At 45.4% G+C, this 15,370-nt stretch carries 10 protein-coding genes; all 10 read left to right on the top strand.

Annotated features, from left to right (window positions below):
- The first annotated feature begins 36 nt into the window (after positions 1-36).
- The 10 genes from M72_RS01260 to M72_RS01220 all read left to right on the top strand — a co-directional run bounded on the left by M72_RS01260 (position 37) and on the right by M72_RS01220 (position 15,294).
- Positions 37-1,179 (top strand): family 8 glycosyl hydrolase, encoded by a 1,143-nt coding sequence (locus M72_RS01260; protein WP_022046031.1) that lies wholly within the window; start codon positions 37-39, stop codon positions 1,177-1,179.
- 42 nt (positions 1,180-1,221) lie between these two features.
- The gene (locus M72_RS01255; protein WP_022046032.1) at positions 1,222-2,103 is read left to right on the top strand and encodes an alpha/beta hydrolase; all 882 of its coding nucleotides are present in this window, start codon (positions 1,222-1,224) and stop codon (positions 2,101-2,103) included.
- A gap of 302 nt (positions 2,104-2,405) precedes the next feature.
- Complete coding sequence (locus tag M72_RS01250; protein WP_022046033.1) at positions 2,406-6,548, top strand: endo-1,4-beta-xylanase; 4,143 nt, start codon at positions 2,406-2,408, stop codon at positions 6,546-6,548.
- Positions 6,549-6,699: 151 nt separating this feature from the next.
- Positions 6,700-6,903: a hypothetical protein gene (locus tag M72_RS01245; RefSeq protein WP_022046034.1), complete on the top strand. Its 204-nt coding sequence runs from the start codon at positions 6,700-6,702 to the stop codon at positions 6,901-6,903.
- Positions 6,904-6,908: 5 nt separating this feature from the next.
- Positions 6,909-8,645: an SGNH/GDSL hydrolase family protein gene (locus M72_RS01240; protein ID WP_022046035.1), complete on the top strand. Its 1,737-nt coding sequence runs from the start codon at positions 6,909-6,911 to the stop codon at positions 8,643-8,645.
- Positions 8,646-8,656: 11 nt separating this feature from the next.
- Positions 8,657-10,216, top strand: coding sequence for a glycoside hydrolase family 43 protein (locus M72_RS01235; protein ID WP_022046036.1), 1,560 nt, complete (start codon positions 8,657-8,659; stop codon positions 10,214-10,216).
- Between the two features lie 31 nt (positions 10,217-10,247).
- Positions 10,248-10,556: a hypothetical protein gene (locus tag M72_RS17880; RefSeq protein WP_319638240.1), complete on the top strand. Its 309-nt coding sequence runs from the start codon at positions 10,248-10,250 to the stop codon at positions 10,554-10,556.
- Complete coding sequence (locus M72_RS01230; protein WP_330378080.1) at positions 10,438-11,748, top strand: glycoside hydrolase family 3 protein; 1,311 nt, start codon at positions 10,438-10,440, stop codon at positions 11,746-11,748. Before M72_RS17880 ends, M72_RS01230 begins: the two co-directional genes overlap by 119 nt.
- Before the next feature lie 139 nt (positions 11,749-11,887).
- Entirely contained in the window at positions 11,888-13,711 is a 1,824-nt protein-coding gene (locus tag M72_RS01225) for a sensor histidine kinase (protein WP_022046038.1), read from the top strand.
- Positions 13,705-15,294, top strand: a complete 1,590-nt coding sequence (locus tag M72_RS01220) for a response regulator transcription factor (protein ID WP_022046039.1) — start codon at positions 13,705-13,707, stop codon at positions 15,292-15,294. The genes M72_RS01225 and M72_RS01220 overlap by 7 nt, the downstream gene beginning before the upstream one ends.
- Positions 15,295-15,370 lie beyond the last annotated feature (76 nt).

Below are 15,370 nucleotides of genomic sequence, written 5' to 3'. Positions count from 1 at the left end.
TTGGCAAGGGCTGACCGAAAGAGGAAGGAGAAAAATATGGCAGGAGCTTATGAAACAAAACAGTACCGCAATGTATTTGCGGAGTATGGTTATTCGGAAGAAGAAATCGAAAAAAGAGTACAGGAGACATTTGAGACGATTTTTCATGGCAGCGAAGAGGAGCGCTTTTACCATGAAGCCGGGGAGGATATGGGATTTATGGAAGATACCGGCAATCATGATGCGCGGACCGAGGGCATGTCGTATGGCATGATGGTCTGTGTACAGCTGGATAAGAAAGAGGAATTTGACCGTCTGTGGAAGTGGACAAGAACTTATATGTATATGGATGAAGGACCGGGAAAGAATTATTTTGCATGGTCCTGCGCTTTGGACGGCACAAGAAATGCGGACGGACCGGCACCGGACGGGGAAGAGTATTTTGCTATGGCATTGTTCTTTGCATCAAGAAGATGGGGAGACGGAGAGGGCATTTTTAATTACAGCAGGGAGGCAAAAGCGATCCTGCATGAGTGTGTGCATAAGGGAGAACCGGGACATCCGGGCGATCCGATGTGGGAGCCTTCCAACAAACTGATCAAATTTGTCCCGGGACTGGATTTTAGTGATCCATCGTATCATCTGCCGCATTTTTACGAGCTTTTTGCGGAATATGCCGATGAGGAGGATCGTAAGTTCTGGAAAGGCGCTGCCGAAGCAAGCCGGGCCTACCTGCATAAAGCCTGTCATCCGGATACCGGATTGTCGGCAGAGTATGCGGATTATGACGGAACCCCGCACAGCGCGCATCAGGAGATCTTCGGCCGCCACGACTGGTATTACAGTGATGCCTATCGCACGATCGCAAATATCGCGATGGATCATCTGTGGTTTGACAAGGACCCGTGGCAGGTGCAGATTGCAGAGAAATTCCAGAAATTCTACTGCGAGGATCAGAAGGATCACTGGGACGGCGTCTTTTTGACCGACGGAACCAGACTGGAGGAGAAAGCACTGCATCCGGTAGCCATCATTGCGGTCAATGCCGAAAGTGCACTGGCTGCGGACGGAACTTATGCGAAACAATGTGTTGACAAATTCTGGAACACACCTCTTAGAACCGGTGAGAGACGGTATTACGACAATTTTTTGTATATGTTTGCGATGCTTGCTTTATCGGGAAATTACCGGATCTATTAGAAATGATGATTCGAAAATGAGGTATTGGGAAAGGAGGAGAAAATGGGACACAGTGAGGAAATGATCCAAAAGGCGATCGCACAGGAAAACGGCAAGGTACATGTGAATGCACAAAGCATTCCGGAAAAATATCAGCAGAAGAGAGCCGATGAGACCGGAGTGATCGAGCATATTCGCTACCCGTCAAAAGATTATTTTTTAGCTGGAAAAGAAATCACAAAGGAAGCAAATGTTTATCTTCCGTATGGTTACAGCCGGGATAAAAAGTACAACGTGCTCTACCTGATGCACGGAATCGGCGGAGATGAAGCCGAGTGGGGAATGGTTGATGAGGATTCGCTGGTAAAAAGAATGATGGACAATCTGATCTATTACAAAGAAATCGAGCCGTTCATCGTGGTGACACCAAACGGACGCTCCACCGAAAACTGTGCAAGAGAAGGTTCGGATTATAACTCGTTTTATGTGTTTGGCAAAGAATTGCGTTCGGATCTGATCCCGTATATGGAAGCGCACTATTCGACCTATGCGGTGGAAGGCGATCCAAGTGCTTCAAGAATGCACAGAGCGATGGCGGGACTTTCGATGGGAGGGATGCAGACGATTAACATCGGAATCGGAGAATGTATGGATCTGTTCAGTTATTTTGGTGCATTTTCCGCAGCACCGACCAGCAATCTGGCGGAGAAGACGGCAAAAATATTAGAGGATACTCCATATACCGTTGATTATTTTTACAATATCTGCGGAACGGAGGATGAGATCGCATATGACAGCGCGGCAGCAGCTGCAAAGAATCTTCCTGATTTATGCGATAAATTAAAGGAATCTGATAATTTCATGTGGCAGGAATTAAAAGGCATGCATGATTTTCATATCTGGTATCTCGGCTTTTTTAATTTTGCGCAGATAGCCTTTAAGTAAATTGACGCGCGGTGTTATTTTACCAGTAAATGTAAAATTTCGCCGCGCGTGATTTGTTTTATGTACAACGTTAAAACAAGCAGAATAAGGATTGGAAGTGTCCCAGCATGCGGGACAAAAATCACTAAAACATCACAACAAATTACACGCCTTGTTCAAAATCCAAGCCGGCAAACCTGAATTATTTTACTGCAATTTGTCGGCTGTTCTTCTATAGTTTTTCCCTGTTTTTGTCGGCTTTGATTTTGCTACTATTAAGGTACACGAAAATCTATTTAAGGAGGAAAATAGGAGTGGGAAAAATGTGGAAAATGGGGGCGTGTATTGCACTATCCGCGGCAATGATGCTCACGAGTGTAGGCGGTATGCTGCCGTCGGATTGGGGGATTGATACGGTATATGCGGATGAGACACAGACAACAACCAAGACGTTCGCCGCGAACCAGCTGACAAAGGCTTTTGCAGGTGGCGCTGATGGAACTTCCTGTGAATCAGGGGAAGAAGGTTGGAATGTTGTGCTGAAACATGATGATGCAGAGCACAAGTATCCACAGGCAGTATGGAATTTGTCTGAGTCCTTTGATCTTGCAAATGTAGAGTCTGTTACCTTCAATGTTAAAAGTCAGGAAGGCGTTATTGCTTTGAAGCTTGGAATGACAAATGCATCGGGCTGGTATGATGATGTGGAAGCATGCTATGGTCAGAATGGACAGAAACAATATACGATCGTTCCGGAAAAGACGGAAGGAACGTTTGATAAAGTCGTAATTATGACAACCCAGAATGATGCGTCATTTTGTTTGACCAGTGTGGTTGTAACGTTAAAAGAAGGAAGCGGAAGCCAGATTACTCATGGCGAGAACATCATTGATAATGGAGATTTTTCAAATCAGGATTTCTCATCCTGGAGTGCTTCAAAAGGAGATGCTACGATTACAGCGGAACCTGTTGAAAATGGAGCTGATATTGGTGTTACAACATGTGGTGCTATTACAAGATCCCAGGATCCGTCAAAATCATATGAATGTTTTGCACAGGACATCACGGAAAACGTAAGCGAAGGCGAAGAATATGAGTTTTCTTTTTGGGCAAAATTGTCGGATGATTATAAGGATTCTGAAAATAAAAAATTGAAAGATTCTCAGAAAACTGTTCAATTTCAGCCGTATTATGTGAATGGAAATGATAAGGAGGTGTATGATACAACAGGACTGATTTCCGGTACATCCGTGCAGGTCCTTGAAGTTGGAAAATGGACGAAATTCGAAGGAACATACAAGATTCCATCAGGTGCGAAGAAGGTTGTGATTCGTATTTTGGAACAGGGAGATTGGCAGGAACCAGGTTCCTGTATCATGGGAAAATACTATGTGGCAAATGTATCCATGAAAAAGATCACAAAACCAAAACCGGAGATCGAAGAGAACATTCCGGATTGGAAAGCATCCGTTACAGGAAGTCTTGGAACTGGTTCGATCGCAGGTACTGCCATCATGTCAAGTGAGATTTCAGATGATACGTTGATGGCACTTGTCAAGAAGCATTTCAATGCGGTGACATTCGGAAACGAGTTAAAGCCGGATGCACTGTTTAACTATCAGATCGGACAGTCTGTTGATTCTACAACAATTACGTTCCAAGGGAAGGAACTGAAGGTGCCGGTTGTTAATGATAAGCAAGAGAATTTAGATTTCTCACGCGCGGATGAAATGCTGGACAAAATTCTTGAGTGGAATAATGCTAATCCGAACGATAAGATTCGCGTCCGCGGTCATGTGCTGGTATGGCATTCACAGACTCCGGAATGGTTCTTCCACGAGGACTATGATGTTGCAAAGCCATACGCAGATAAGGAAACTATGAACCGCAGACTGGAGTGGTTTATTTTCAGTGTGTTTGATCATTATTTTGGAAAGGCTGCAAACGGAAAGTATGACGGACTCTTTTATGGCTGGGATGTTGTAAATGAGGCGGTCAATGGCAATACATACCGTGATGATAAGGTTATTTCTGATGCAAGTGATACAAGTACATCGGATACCCGTCATGGAAGCAATTCCATGTGGTGGAGAGTATACAAGAGCAACGAATTCATCATCAATGCTTTCAAGTATGCAAACAAATATGCGCCAAATGATGTAGAACTTTACTACAATGACTTCGGAGAGACAGACAACACCAAGTGTGAGGGTATCGTAAAACTGATCAACGATGTGAAGTCTGCAGACGGAACCAGACTGGATGCTTTTGGTATGCAGGCACATTACAATGTGGACGGTTTCTCGGCTGCACAGTTTAAGAGTGTAGCGAAGAAGTATGCAGCGGCAGCCGGCAAAGTGCAGCTGACTGAGCTGGATTTTAAGGCAAGCAGTACCTACGACGGTACAGCGGCTACAAAGGAAAGCGAATACACCAAGATGGCATACTGCCATAAGAATCTGTATGAGGCGATCAAGGCGTTAAAGAAGGAAGGAACAAACGTATCCGGCATTACCGTCTGGGGTGTCATTGAGCCGAATTCATGGCTGCATTCCCAGTCGGATCTCGGTGGCGGAGCAAGCGGCTCTGCACAGTGCCCACTGCTTTTTGACGGAAACTATAAAGCAAAGCCTGCTTATTGGGCTTATGTGGATGCATCGCAACTTCAGCCGGCGATTCAGAAGGTTACTATTACAGAGGCGAAGGATGGCAATATTGCAGGAGAAACCTATACGATCGATCAGGGTGCGGTACAGGCAGAATTTATCCCGGTTTGGGATGCAGACGGTCTTACCGTACAGGTAAAAGTAAAGGATACAACCGTAAATGACGCAGATGCCGTTACGGTATATGTAGATCCGGACAATTCGGCATCGGATATCACACCGCATAAGGTGACGGTTGCAAGAACAGCTGCTGCTGCGATCGCAGGCGGATATCAGGCAACCGTCAAGGTTTCGATGAAGAATTTGAAAGTTGCACAGCAGATCAGTCTCGATGTTGTTGTAAACAATGACGGGAAGACAGGAAGCTTTAATGATCTGACCGGAAAGCAGGAGTCAAGCAGCAAGTATTATGCAGTGGCAACCATGAAGCCGGGCATCGAGAAGATCCCGTACGGAACAATTTCGGTTGACGCAGATGCAGATGCTGCATGGGGCAATGCGGTAAACATCCCGCTTACGATCAACAAAGGCTCCGAGGCTTCTGCCAATGCAAAGGTTCTCTGGGATGATGACAATCTCTATGTATATGCAACCGTAAAAGACGCGGCATTGGATAAAACAGGCGCTCAGACGCATGAGCAGGATTCTCTTGAAGTGTTCATCGACGAGGACAACGGCAAGACCGCTTCCTATGGGGAGGACGATAAGCAGTATCGTATCAATTATAACAATGAGCAGTCCTTCAATGGTAAAAAATGTCTGGCAGAGAATGTCAAGTCTGCAACAAAAACAATCGATGGCGGATACGTCGTTGAGGCTGCTTTCAAGTGGACGGATATCAAGCCGGCAAACGGAACCAAGATTGGTCTGGAATTCCAGATCAACGATGCAAAAGACGGCAAGCGTATCGGTACGTTAAGCTGGTATGATGAGACCGGAATGGGCTGGTCAGGCTCAAACGTATATGGTACGGTCGAATTAACCGGAAAGACCGGCAGCAATGGCGGTGGCTCGTCTGTAAATTCGGGAACTTCGGATACGAAGCCGGATGTGAAACCGGACGGAAAACAGGATACGAAGCCGGATGTGAAACCGGACGGAAAACAGGATACGACCATTGAGACATCCAAAGTGGAAATTACAGTTTCCGGCGATAAGAAGGCTGAGGCATCGGTAACTATAACAAAGGATGCGCAGGGAAATGTGACCAGCGCAAAAGCAACGGTATCGGGATCAAAGGGAACACTTACCGCAGATGTGGTAAAGCAGCTTACCGAGGCGGCAGGAACCGAAGATCTTACGATCATCGTGCAGGTTAAGAATGCGAATGGTGATGTGAAATACACGGTTTCCGTTTCCGCAAAGAATGTGAAAAATAATAAATCACTGAAGGCATTTGTTGTCAACCGTAAGACGGGTGAATATGAACTGATCAACAGCAAGACCTATAAGGCTAAGGACGGAAAGCTGAATGCAAGTTTTGGAAAGAAGGGCGATTATGTACTTCTGACGACAAAGGAAGCAGCCAGAATTGAAAAAGAAATCCTTAAGACCATCGCTCCGAAGAAAACAAAGGCAACGGTTAAAAAAGGAAAAACAACGGAGTTTAAGCTTGACAGCAAGCTGAATCAGAACAATGTAAAGAAGGTAACCTACAAAACTTCCAAGAAGTCGATTGCTACCGTAAACAAGAACGGTAAGATCAAAGCAAACAGGAAAGGAACGGTAAAGATCAAGGCAATCGTGACTTTAAAGAATGGAAAAACAAAAACAGTATCCATGAAGATAGCCGTTCGATAGAAAATATTGACAGGAATACAATTACTATAGTTTGTCGGTAATTATTCCATAAAAAGCCCTCGTGACGCAAGCGGGGGCTTTTTTTATAATCAAATCACAAGAAAAGCATAATCCCAAAAGAAATAAAGCAGTAATAAAAGGGGGCATCTGGATGTTCTATAACAAAAGAAAAACGATCGGGGTCTTTTTGAACCGTGCAGAACTGGAATTCCAGCAGGTGCTCAGCAGATCGCTGACCGAGACGGCAAAACAATGCGATTATAATATTGTTTTCCTGACTTCATTTGGAATCCGGGAAACCGAGACAATGTATGATCTGTATAAAGAAAAGAAGGTCAAGAAGGCAAGGAGGTAATGATTATGAATGGACCGGCAGCACCAAAGGATCCGGAGAAGAAAAGACCATATTTTTACATTATGAAGGATAAAGAAATCTTCGGAGCAAAACAGGAAGACGGAAGTGCGATCCACTTTATCTATGAAAGTGACGGAAGACTGATCAACAGCGCACAGATCGTCGGAAATATTACGGATGAGAACATGCTTCGGTTATTGGAGACGGTGGAGGGATTCGGCAAGCTTGTACACAGCATCGGGGTGTCTGTTGAGACCGACAATCCAAAGGAGGAGATGGAGTTCATCTTCCAGATGTACGGGAAAAAAGATCTCTACGGAGGTGGAACCAATCTGCGATGCAGCCTGACCGGAGACGGAATGGAACGGCGCATTTATCTGTCGGATTATACCTGGACAGAGGATGATTATATTCCGGGACAGATCAAGTTCATCATGAGCGTACCGGAAAAGATAGGAAAAGCCAGCGTTCGGTTTTATCTGAACGACGGATATACGGCTCCGGAAGAGGTGGAAGAAGAAGCGGTGGATACGAAATCGGAACTGTACTGCACGATGATCGAGCGTTCTCTCATGAATCTGGGTAACACCTACCGTATCCGCAAAGCGATCGAGAAGGCGAGAGCCGGAAAAGAAGTAACGCTTGCCTATATCGGAGGTTCGATCACGCAGGGGGCGGGAGCAACACCGATCAATACCGAGTGTTATGCCTATAAGTCCTATCAGCTTTTCAAAAGCAGATTTGCGATGAGAGATAACGTTAAATTTGTGAAAGCGGGAGTTGGAGGAACCCCGTCGGAGCTTGGAATGCTCCGCTTTGACAGAGATGTGTTAAGAGACGGCGAGAAGCCGGATATCGTAGTCGTAGAATTTGCGGTCAACGATGAGGGCGACGAGACGAAGGGCGATTGCTACGAAAGCCTTGTGCGCAAGATCTTAAAGCTGGATTGGAATCCGGCGGTCGTTCTGCTTTTTTCCGTATTTGCCAATGACTGGAATCTGCAGGATCGCTTAAGTCCGGTCGGCAGACTGTATGATCTGCCGATGGTCAGTATCAAGGATACCGTGGTGGAGCAGTTTACAAAGAAACCGAACGAGGGAAGGGTTCTGACAAAAAATCAGTTCTTTTACGATATGTTTCATCCGAGCAACCTCGGCCATACCATTATGGCAGACTGTTTACAGTATCTGTTTGAGTGCTGTGATTTGAGCGAACATGCAAGACTTGACGCTTTTGAGAGCGGCCTGACCGAGGAGGGAATGCTTGCACAGCAGCTGCAGATGAAGCCGGCAATCGGCAAAAGCTTTGAGCATGTACGGCTTCTGGATAAGAAAGATGTCTATGACGAGGCCAAAATCGATGCCGGTGGTTTCTGTGCAACGGATGATCAGCTCCAGAGTGTGGAGATGGATGACCGGTTAGAATTGACACCGGAGTTTCCGTACAATTGGATGTACGATGCAACGATGCCGGAGAATGCTGCCTTTACAATCCGCATCCATTGCAAAGCGCTTGTGTTGATCTTTAAGGATTCCGGAGAAGTGGACGTTGGAAAGGCGTATGTCGATGTGGACGGTGAGCGTCGCATGACGGCGGATCCGCATATTAACAACTGGCAGCACTGCAACGCGATGATCGTGTTCAATGAGGATGAAGGCGCCGACCATACGGTACGCATTGAAGTCGCAGAAGAAGACAGAGACAAGAAGTTTACAATTTTAGGATTTGGTTACGTGTTATAAGGAGGAGTAAAATGGTTACAGTTAAGAATCCGATTTTAATGGGATTTTATCCGGACCCTTCCATTTGCAGAAAGGGAGAGGATTATTATATCGTCAATTCAAGTTTTGTGTATGCACCGGGAGTGCCGATCTTTCACAGCAGAGATCTCGCACATTGGGAGCAGATCGGTAATATTTTAGACCGTCCGTCGCAGCTTCCTGTGGCGGGAGCGGACATCTCAGATGGTATTTATGCGCCGACGATCCGCTATCATGATGGTTTGTTTTATATGATCACGACCAATGTGACGCACGGCAACAATTTTATCGTCACAGCGGAGAATCCGGAAGGACCGTGGTCCGAGCCGTATTATCTCGGCGACGATGCCCCGGGCATCGATCCGAGCCTTTTTTTCGACGATGACGGCAAATGTTATTATTGCGGAACCCGTCCGAATCCGGAGGGCGTTCGCTATAACGGGGACTGGGAGATTTGGATTCAGGAACTGGATCTTAAGACCATGAAGCTGGTCGGTGAGAGCATGGCAATCTGGAAAGGTGCGGTAAAGGGATGTATCTGGCCGGAAGGTCCGCATATTTACAAGATCGATGGTTATTATTATCTACTCCACGCAGAAGGCGGAACCGGTCCGGAACATAGTATTACGGTGGCACGCAGTAAGAAGCTGTTCCAGTGGTTTGAAGGCTGTCCGCGCAATCCGATTTTCACACACCGCAATCTCGGTATGGATTATCCGGTCATCTATGCGGGACATGGAGATCTGGTTGATGATGGCAAGGGAAACTGGTATGTTGTAATGCTTGCATCAAGACCTTGCAAAAAGCATAGCAGCATGGGGCGTGAGACTTTCCTTGCCAGGGTAATCTGGGAGAACGGCTGGCCGGTGATCGCTCCGGGAGTCGGACATCTGGAGGACGAATTTACGATCGATATGCCTGAGCATCGCTTTGCGGAAGAAATTACGAATTCCGATGTCATTCATTTCTGGGGAGAACAGCTGGATCAGCGGCTGGTGGCGATCGAGGACTGGACATCCGGAATTTATTCGCTGACTGAACGTGAGGGTGCACTTCGGATGTACCTTCGCAAAGAAAAGATTTCCGAGAGAGCAAACTGTGCATATCTTGGTGTAAGACAGAAGAGTTACCGCTTTGTCGCAGAGACCGGAATGGAATTCTATCCGGAAAATGAGTCGGAGACGGCGGGACTTGTGCTTTACCAGAATAATGAAAATCATCTCCGGTTTGAAGTGGTGCGCGTGGATGGAGAAGTTTGTTTTGTGGTTACCAGCTGTATTCACGGAGATGAGCAGACGCTGGCAACAACACGGCTGGAGAAGAAAGGAAAATTAAAGATCCGCCTGCAGTGCCGCAATCAGTGTGCCCGTGTCTGGATTTCGGAAGGCAAAGGATATGTATCCGTTGCGGAAAATCTGGATCTTCTTGCTTACACGACAGAGGAAGCCGGAGGCTTTGTAGGATGCACAGTCGGTGTATATGCGTCTTCCAACGGCAGTGACAGTACAAATTATGCTGATTTTGAATGGCTGACATGCCAGTCGATGGATTGATAGAAAGTGTTTAAGATGAGAAAATGAAATAATGAGTAGACAGACAAAAGAATATGCAAAGAAACTGGTTGCACAGATGACGGTTGAGGAAAAAATGAGCCAGATGCTCTATGAGTCACCGGCGATCGAGCGACTTAATATTCCGGCATATAACTGGTGGAATGAGGCTTTGCATGGTGTTGCAAGAGCCGGCGTGTGGAAGCAAAACTCTCCTGCAGGATATGCAGGAAGCTTACGAGAAGGGACTTGTTTCCGAGGAGGAGATCACAGAAGCGGTGGAGCGCCTGATGGAAGTTCGTATTCGTCTGGGTATGATGAAGGATTATCCGTCCCCGTATGAAGACATTACCTATGATAAGGTAGAATGTCCGGAACATGTGAAGTTGTCTGTTGAAGCGGCAAGAAGAAGTCTTGTTCTGTTGAAAAACGAGAATGCGTTCCTGCCGTTGGATAAAAATAAGATACAGACCGTCGCAGTCATCGGTCCGAATGCGAATTCAAGAGATGCGCTGGTCGGAAACTATGTCGGAACCTCTTCCCGTTACATTACTCCACTGGAGGGAATTCAGCAGTATGTGGGGGATGATGTGCGTGTATTATATGCAGAAGGCTGTCATCTGTACAAAGACAAAGTGGAATTTCTGGCAGAGACGAAGGATCGATTCAAGGAAGCGGTCATTGCGGCGGAGCAGGCAGATGTTGTAGTTATGTGCCTTGGTCTTGACGCAACGATCGAAGGCGAGGAAGGCGATGCCGGTAACGAATATGCCAGCGGGGATAAACTGGGACTCAATCTTCCGGGACTTCAGGAAGAACTGCTCGAGACGGTTACGGCTGTCGGAAAGCCGGTTGTGCTCGTGATTTCGGCGGGAAGTGCACTCGATCTCTCATGGGCGGATGCGCATGTTGCTGCGATTATTGACAGTTTTTATCCGGGAGCCCGTGGCGGAAAGGCAGTCGCAGAAGCAATCTTCGGTGATTTTTCACCATCCGGAAAGCTGCCTGTCACCTTTTATCAGGGAACGGAAAATCTTCCGGAGTTTACAGATTATGATATGTCCGATCGCACATATCGTTATACGGACAAGAATGTGCTCTATCCGTTCGGTTACGGATTGCATTATGGAACGATCCGTTACGAGAATGCACAGATTTCCTGTGCGCAGTGCAGTGTGAGAGATGCCGTCGATGTGAGTGTGGATGTCATAAATGAGAGTTCCTACACGATCCATGAGAGTGTTCAGGCGTACATTCAGCATGAGGAAGCGGATGCGTATGAACCGGGATATCAGTTGAAAGGAATACAGACGGTTACATTACAGCCGAAAGAGACGAAGCGTGTGACCATATCTCTTAAGGCACGTGACTTTGCGATTATCACGCAGGAGGGAGAATGCGTTGTAAGACCGGGATCTTACCGCATCGCAATCGGAGGTCAGCAGCCGGATGCAAGAAGTGCAAAACTTACCGGAAGTGACGTGGCTGCGCTGGTGGTCCGCAGAGAGGGTGCGCAGACACCGGTTGAGTATTAGCGTGCAGAAATATCAAGAAACAATTTTAAATATAGTCTCGTATATGTTATAATGAATTTAATCGGTTGTACGAATGAGGAGCAGGTCGAAAAATCTGCTCCTTTATCGCTTTGTTGTGTGTGAATTTAGAGGGGTTGGTATGAATATCATCGAAAAGTTCATCAAGGTATTGGAAAGATATATGGATAATCTTTCTATTAAGAAAAAATTTATACAGTTATACATTTTCTGTGTTTTATTACCGCTGATCATTACGGACAGTGTCGTCTTATATATTGAAGACAGCATGGAATCGCAGCGGCAGTATCATGAGATGGCAAACGTTGCGAATGCAGTCAGCTATAATATCAGTGCACTGGTGGAGAATGCGGGAGAAATTGCTAAAAGTATGTATACAAATAGAAGGATGAATTCTTTTTTGGAAAAACAATATGAGAGTAACTCAGATTATTACGCGGAATATCAGAATTTTTTTCAGGATTCGACGTTGGAAAACGTACTCGGCATGAATCAGATCGTCTTTACCCTGTATACGGATAATCCTACCGTGGTAAAGGGTGGAAAGATTGATACTATGTCAAATCTGAAGGAAACGGCAGCGTATGAAGCGTGGAAGGAACGAGGCGAAAATGAAGGACTTTTTTTTGTATATGAGCGTAAGAGATATGCCAATTCCTATCATCGTAAGATCATCCTATTGCAGAATCTTGATTTTTTTTCCAAGAATAAGGAAAAGATGCTGCAAATCGAATTTGATTATAACAGTATGATGCGGATGCTGAGACGAATGAAGTTTGACAATGAAGTTCTTATTTGTCAAGGGGATGCGATCGTACTGAGTAACGGACCTTTCAGTGGTGTCGGTAAAAAATTTGACATGATCAGTGTACAGCAGAAGATGGGATACAAACAGACCATTACACTTCACGGAGCTAAACTTGATATTTATGTTTTAAAAGCGGATAATAGAGTGCGGAGTAAGATTGTGCGTTTTCTTCCGATTCTTGGTTTTCTGGTGATCATCAATGTGGTTCTCCCGATGGGATTTGTGCTGCTTCTCAATCATTCGTTTACAAAGAGAATCCGTGGGCTGAGCAAAGTGTTCCAGTCTGTCAACGGTGAGCATCTTGTTCAGATGGCACACGAAGACGGTAGGGATGAGATTGGAAGCATGATCCGGAATTACAATCGGATGGTCAAACGGACCAATGAACTAATCCAGACCGTATACAAGAACAAGATCAAAGAACAGGAAATCCTTGTCGGCAGGAAAAATGCAGAACTATTGGCATTGCAAAGCCAGATCAATCCGCATTTTCTGTTTAATGCGCTGGAAAGTATCCGCATGAGAAGCCTTTTGAAGGAAGAAAACGAGACGGCAGATATGGTCGAAAAACTGGCGATCATGCAAAGACAATATGTGGACTGGGGAAATGATTCGGTAGAGATTGAACAGGAACTTGAATTTGTAAAAGCGTATCTGTCCTTGCAGAAATATCGTTTTGGTGACCGGCTGAATTACAATCTCGAGATTGATCCGGAATGTGCGCAGATCCGGATACCGAAACTTACGATTGTAACTTTTGTGGAGAACGCCTGTGTACATGGAATCGAAAGTAAGGCATCACCGGGATGGATTTTCGTAAGAGCTTATAAAAGGGAAGAACAATTATACATCGAGATTGAGGATACGGGAAGCGGAATTGAGGAGCAGAAGTTGTATCAGATGCAGCATGATATGCAGAATGCGGATATTGAGATGCTGAAAAACAAGAAAAGCGTGGGAATGCTCAATGCATGCCTGCGGCTTAAAATGTACACAGAAGATCATGTGTGCTTTGAAATTGAAGGCGAAGAGGGTGTGGGAACATGGATTACGATCTGCATTCCGATGGAGTATTTATCATTTGCTGAAGGCTGTGTTAATGGACCGGTGTGCAAAAGGGGGAAAGAAATATGTTAAAGGTTTTGCTTGTAGATGATGAGCCTTTTATTATTCAGGGATTAAAAGTGCTGATCGACTGGGAACAGGAAGGCTATATGATTGCAGGGACTGCATCAAATGGAAAAGAGGCATATGATTTTCTGAAAAAAGAGAGTGTAGACCTGATCATTGCAGATATTCAGATGCCAGTCATGACAGGGCTGGATCTGCAGGAAGCGATACGAAAAGAAAATCTATCGAATGCATATTTTGTCATATTAAGCGGATATGCGGATTTCGAGTATGCAAGAAGGGCGCTTCAAAATGAATGTACGGATTATATTTTAAAGCCGGTTGACCGTGATATGCTGCTGAAACTGCTTAACAGGGTATCTGCGATGCGTGATGAAGATGACCGGATGAGGCAGAAGAACAATAAAATGGAAAAGGCATATCTTGCAAGAAATCAGATTGCTTTGATCAAGGGAAAATACGATGATTCCAATCTGCAATATGTCACATCACAGATGAAATGCAAAGAAGGTGTCCGCTACGTTGAAATTCAGATGGCGGGATGTGATGCGGACGAAGATGTGACGGATCAGGAGATGCGCGAATTCCAAAGACAGATGTATGAATGCTGTACTGCATTCCTGAAAGATTATGCGGAGAATTGTGTGTTTGACGCATCGGCAGATGAAAAAATATATGATGTGGGATTGATCTTTTTTCAATATATGGCGGAAGAGGCAGGACTCGATGAAAACGCTTATCTGAACGGGTTGGTGGAATATCTGGGTGAGAATCTGTCGCGCCCGGTTACGATGCTGGTCGGGAAAAAGGTGCAGGATATCAGCCTTATTGCAAGATCATACGGGAATGCCTGTATGCTTCGTTCCTTTCAGGGATTTCGAAGCAAAAAGGACATCTATTTCTACGAGGAAGAAGTGCAGGTGTCCAATGACGGTATGGTTTTGTGCAAGAAGAGTCTTGATGATTTGCTGAAGGTAGTGGAGCAGAACAATCATATGGAAATCCGGGCGGCGGTGGACCGTTTCTATGGAGAAATGAGTCAGAGAGGCCTGCGTGGGGAATCCATGACGCTTAATATTAACTATCTGCTTTTTCAGTTGATCCATCTTGCAAGCGAGCAGGATGATGAGGTCAATCAGGAAGAAATCCTGCGTCTGATTTCGGAGAGCAGCTTTGAAACAGGAACGATGCGCGGCAGTAAGACACATCTGATGCGTTTCGCCTGTGAGTACGGAGACTATCTGTCCCAGCTTCGCAAGAATGTATCCAGAGGTGTTCTCGGAAATGTAGAGAAAGAAATTAAGGAACATTATGCGGATAACCTCACACTCAAGGGGCTTAGCGAGAAATATTATGTCAACAGCGCCTATCTCGGACAACTGTTCCGAAAGAAATACGGTCAGTCGTTTAAGGATTATCTGAATAATTACCGGATGGATCAGGCTGTTGATCTTCTTCTGCATTCCGATAAGAAGATTATTCAGGTGGCGGAAGAGGTTGGATACCATGATCTGGATTATTTTGTCAACCGCTTTATTCAGGTAAAAGGATGCACACCGGCAAAATTCCGGAAGCAGATGCAGCAGTAAAATGGAATAGAAAGAGATGGAAAACAGGGTAAATTATAGTCCGGCAGAATGAACTATAGTTTACCCTGTTTTTGAC

The sequence above is a fragment of the Roseburia faecis genome, assembly GCF_001406815.1.
GTDB lineage: Bacteria > Bacillota > Clostridia > Lachnospirales > Lachnospiraceae > Roseburia > Roseburia faecis.
This window is presented reverse-complemented; position numbering and strand designations above follow the sequence as displayed.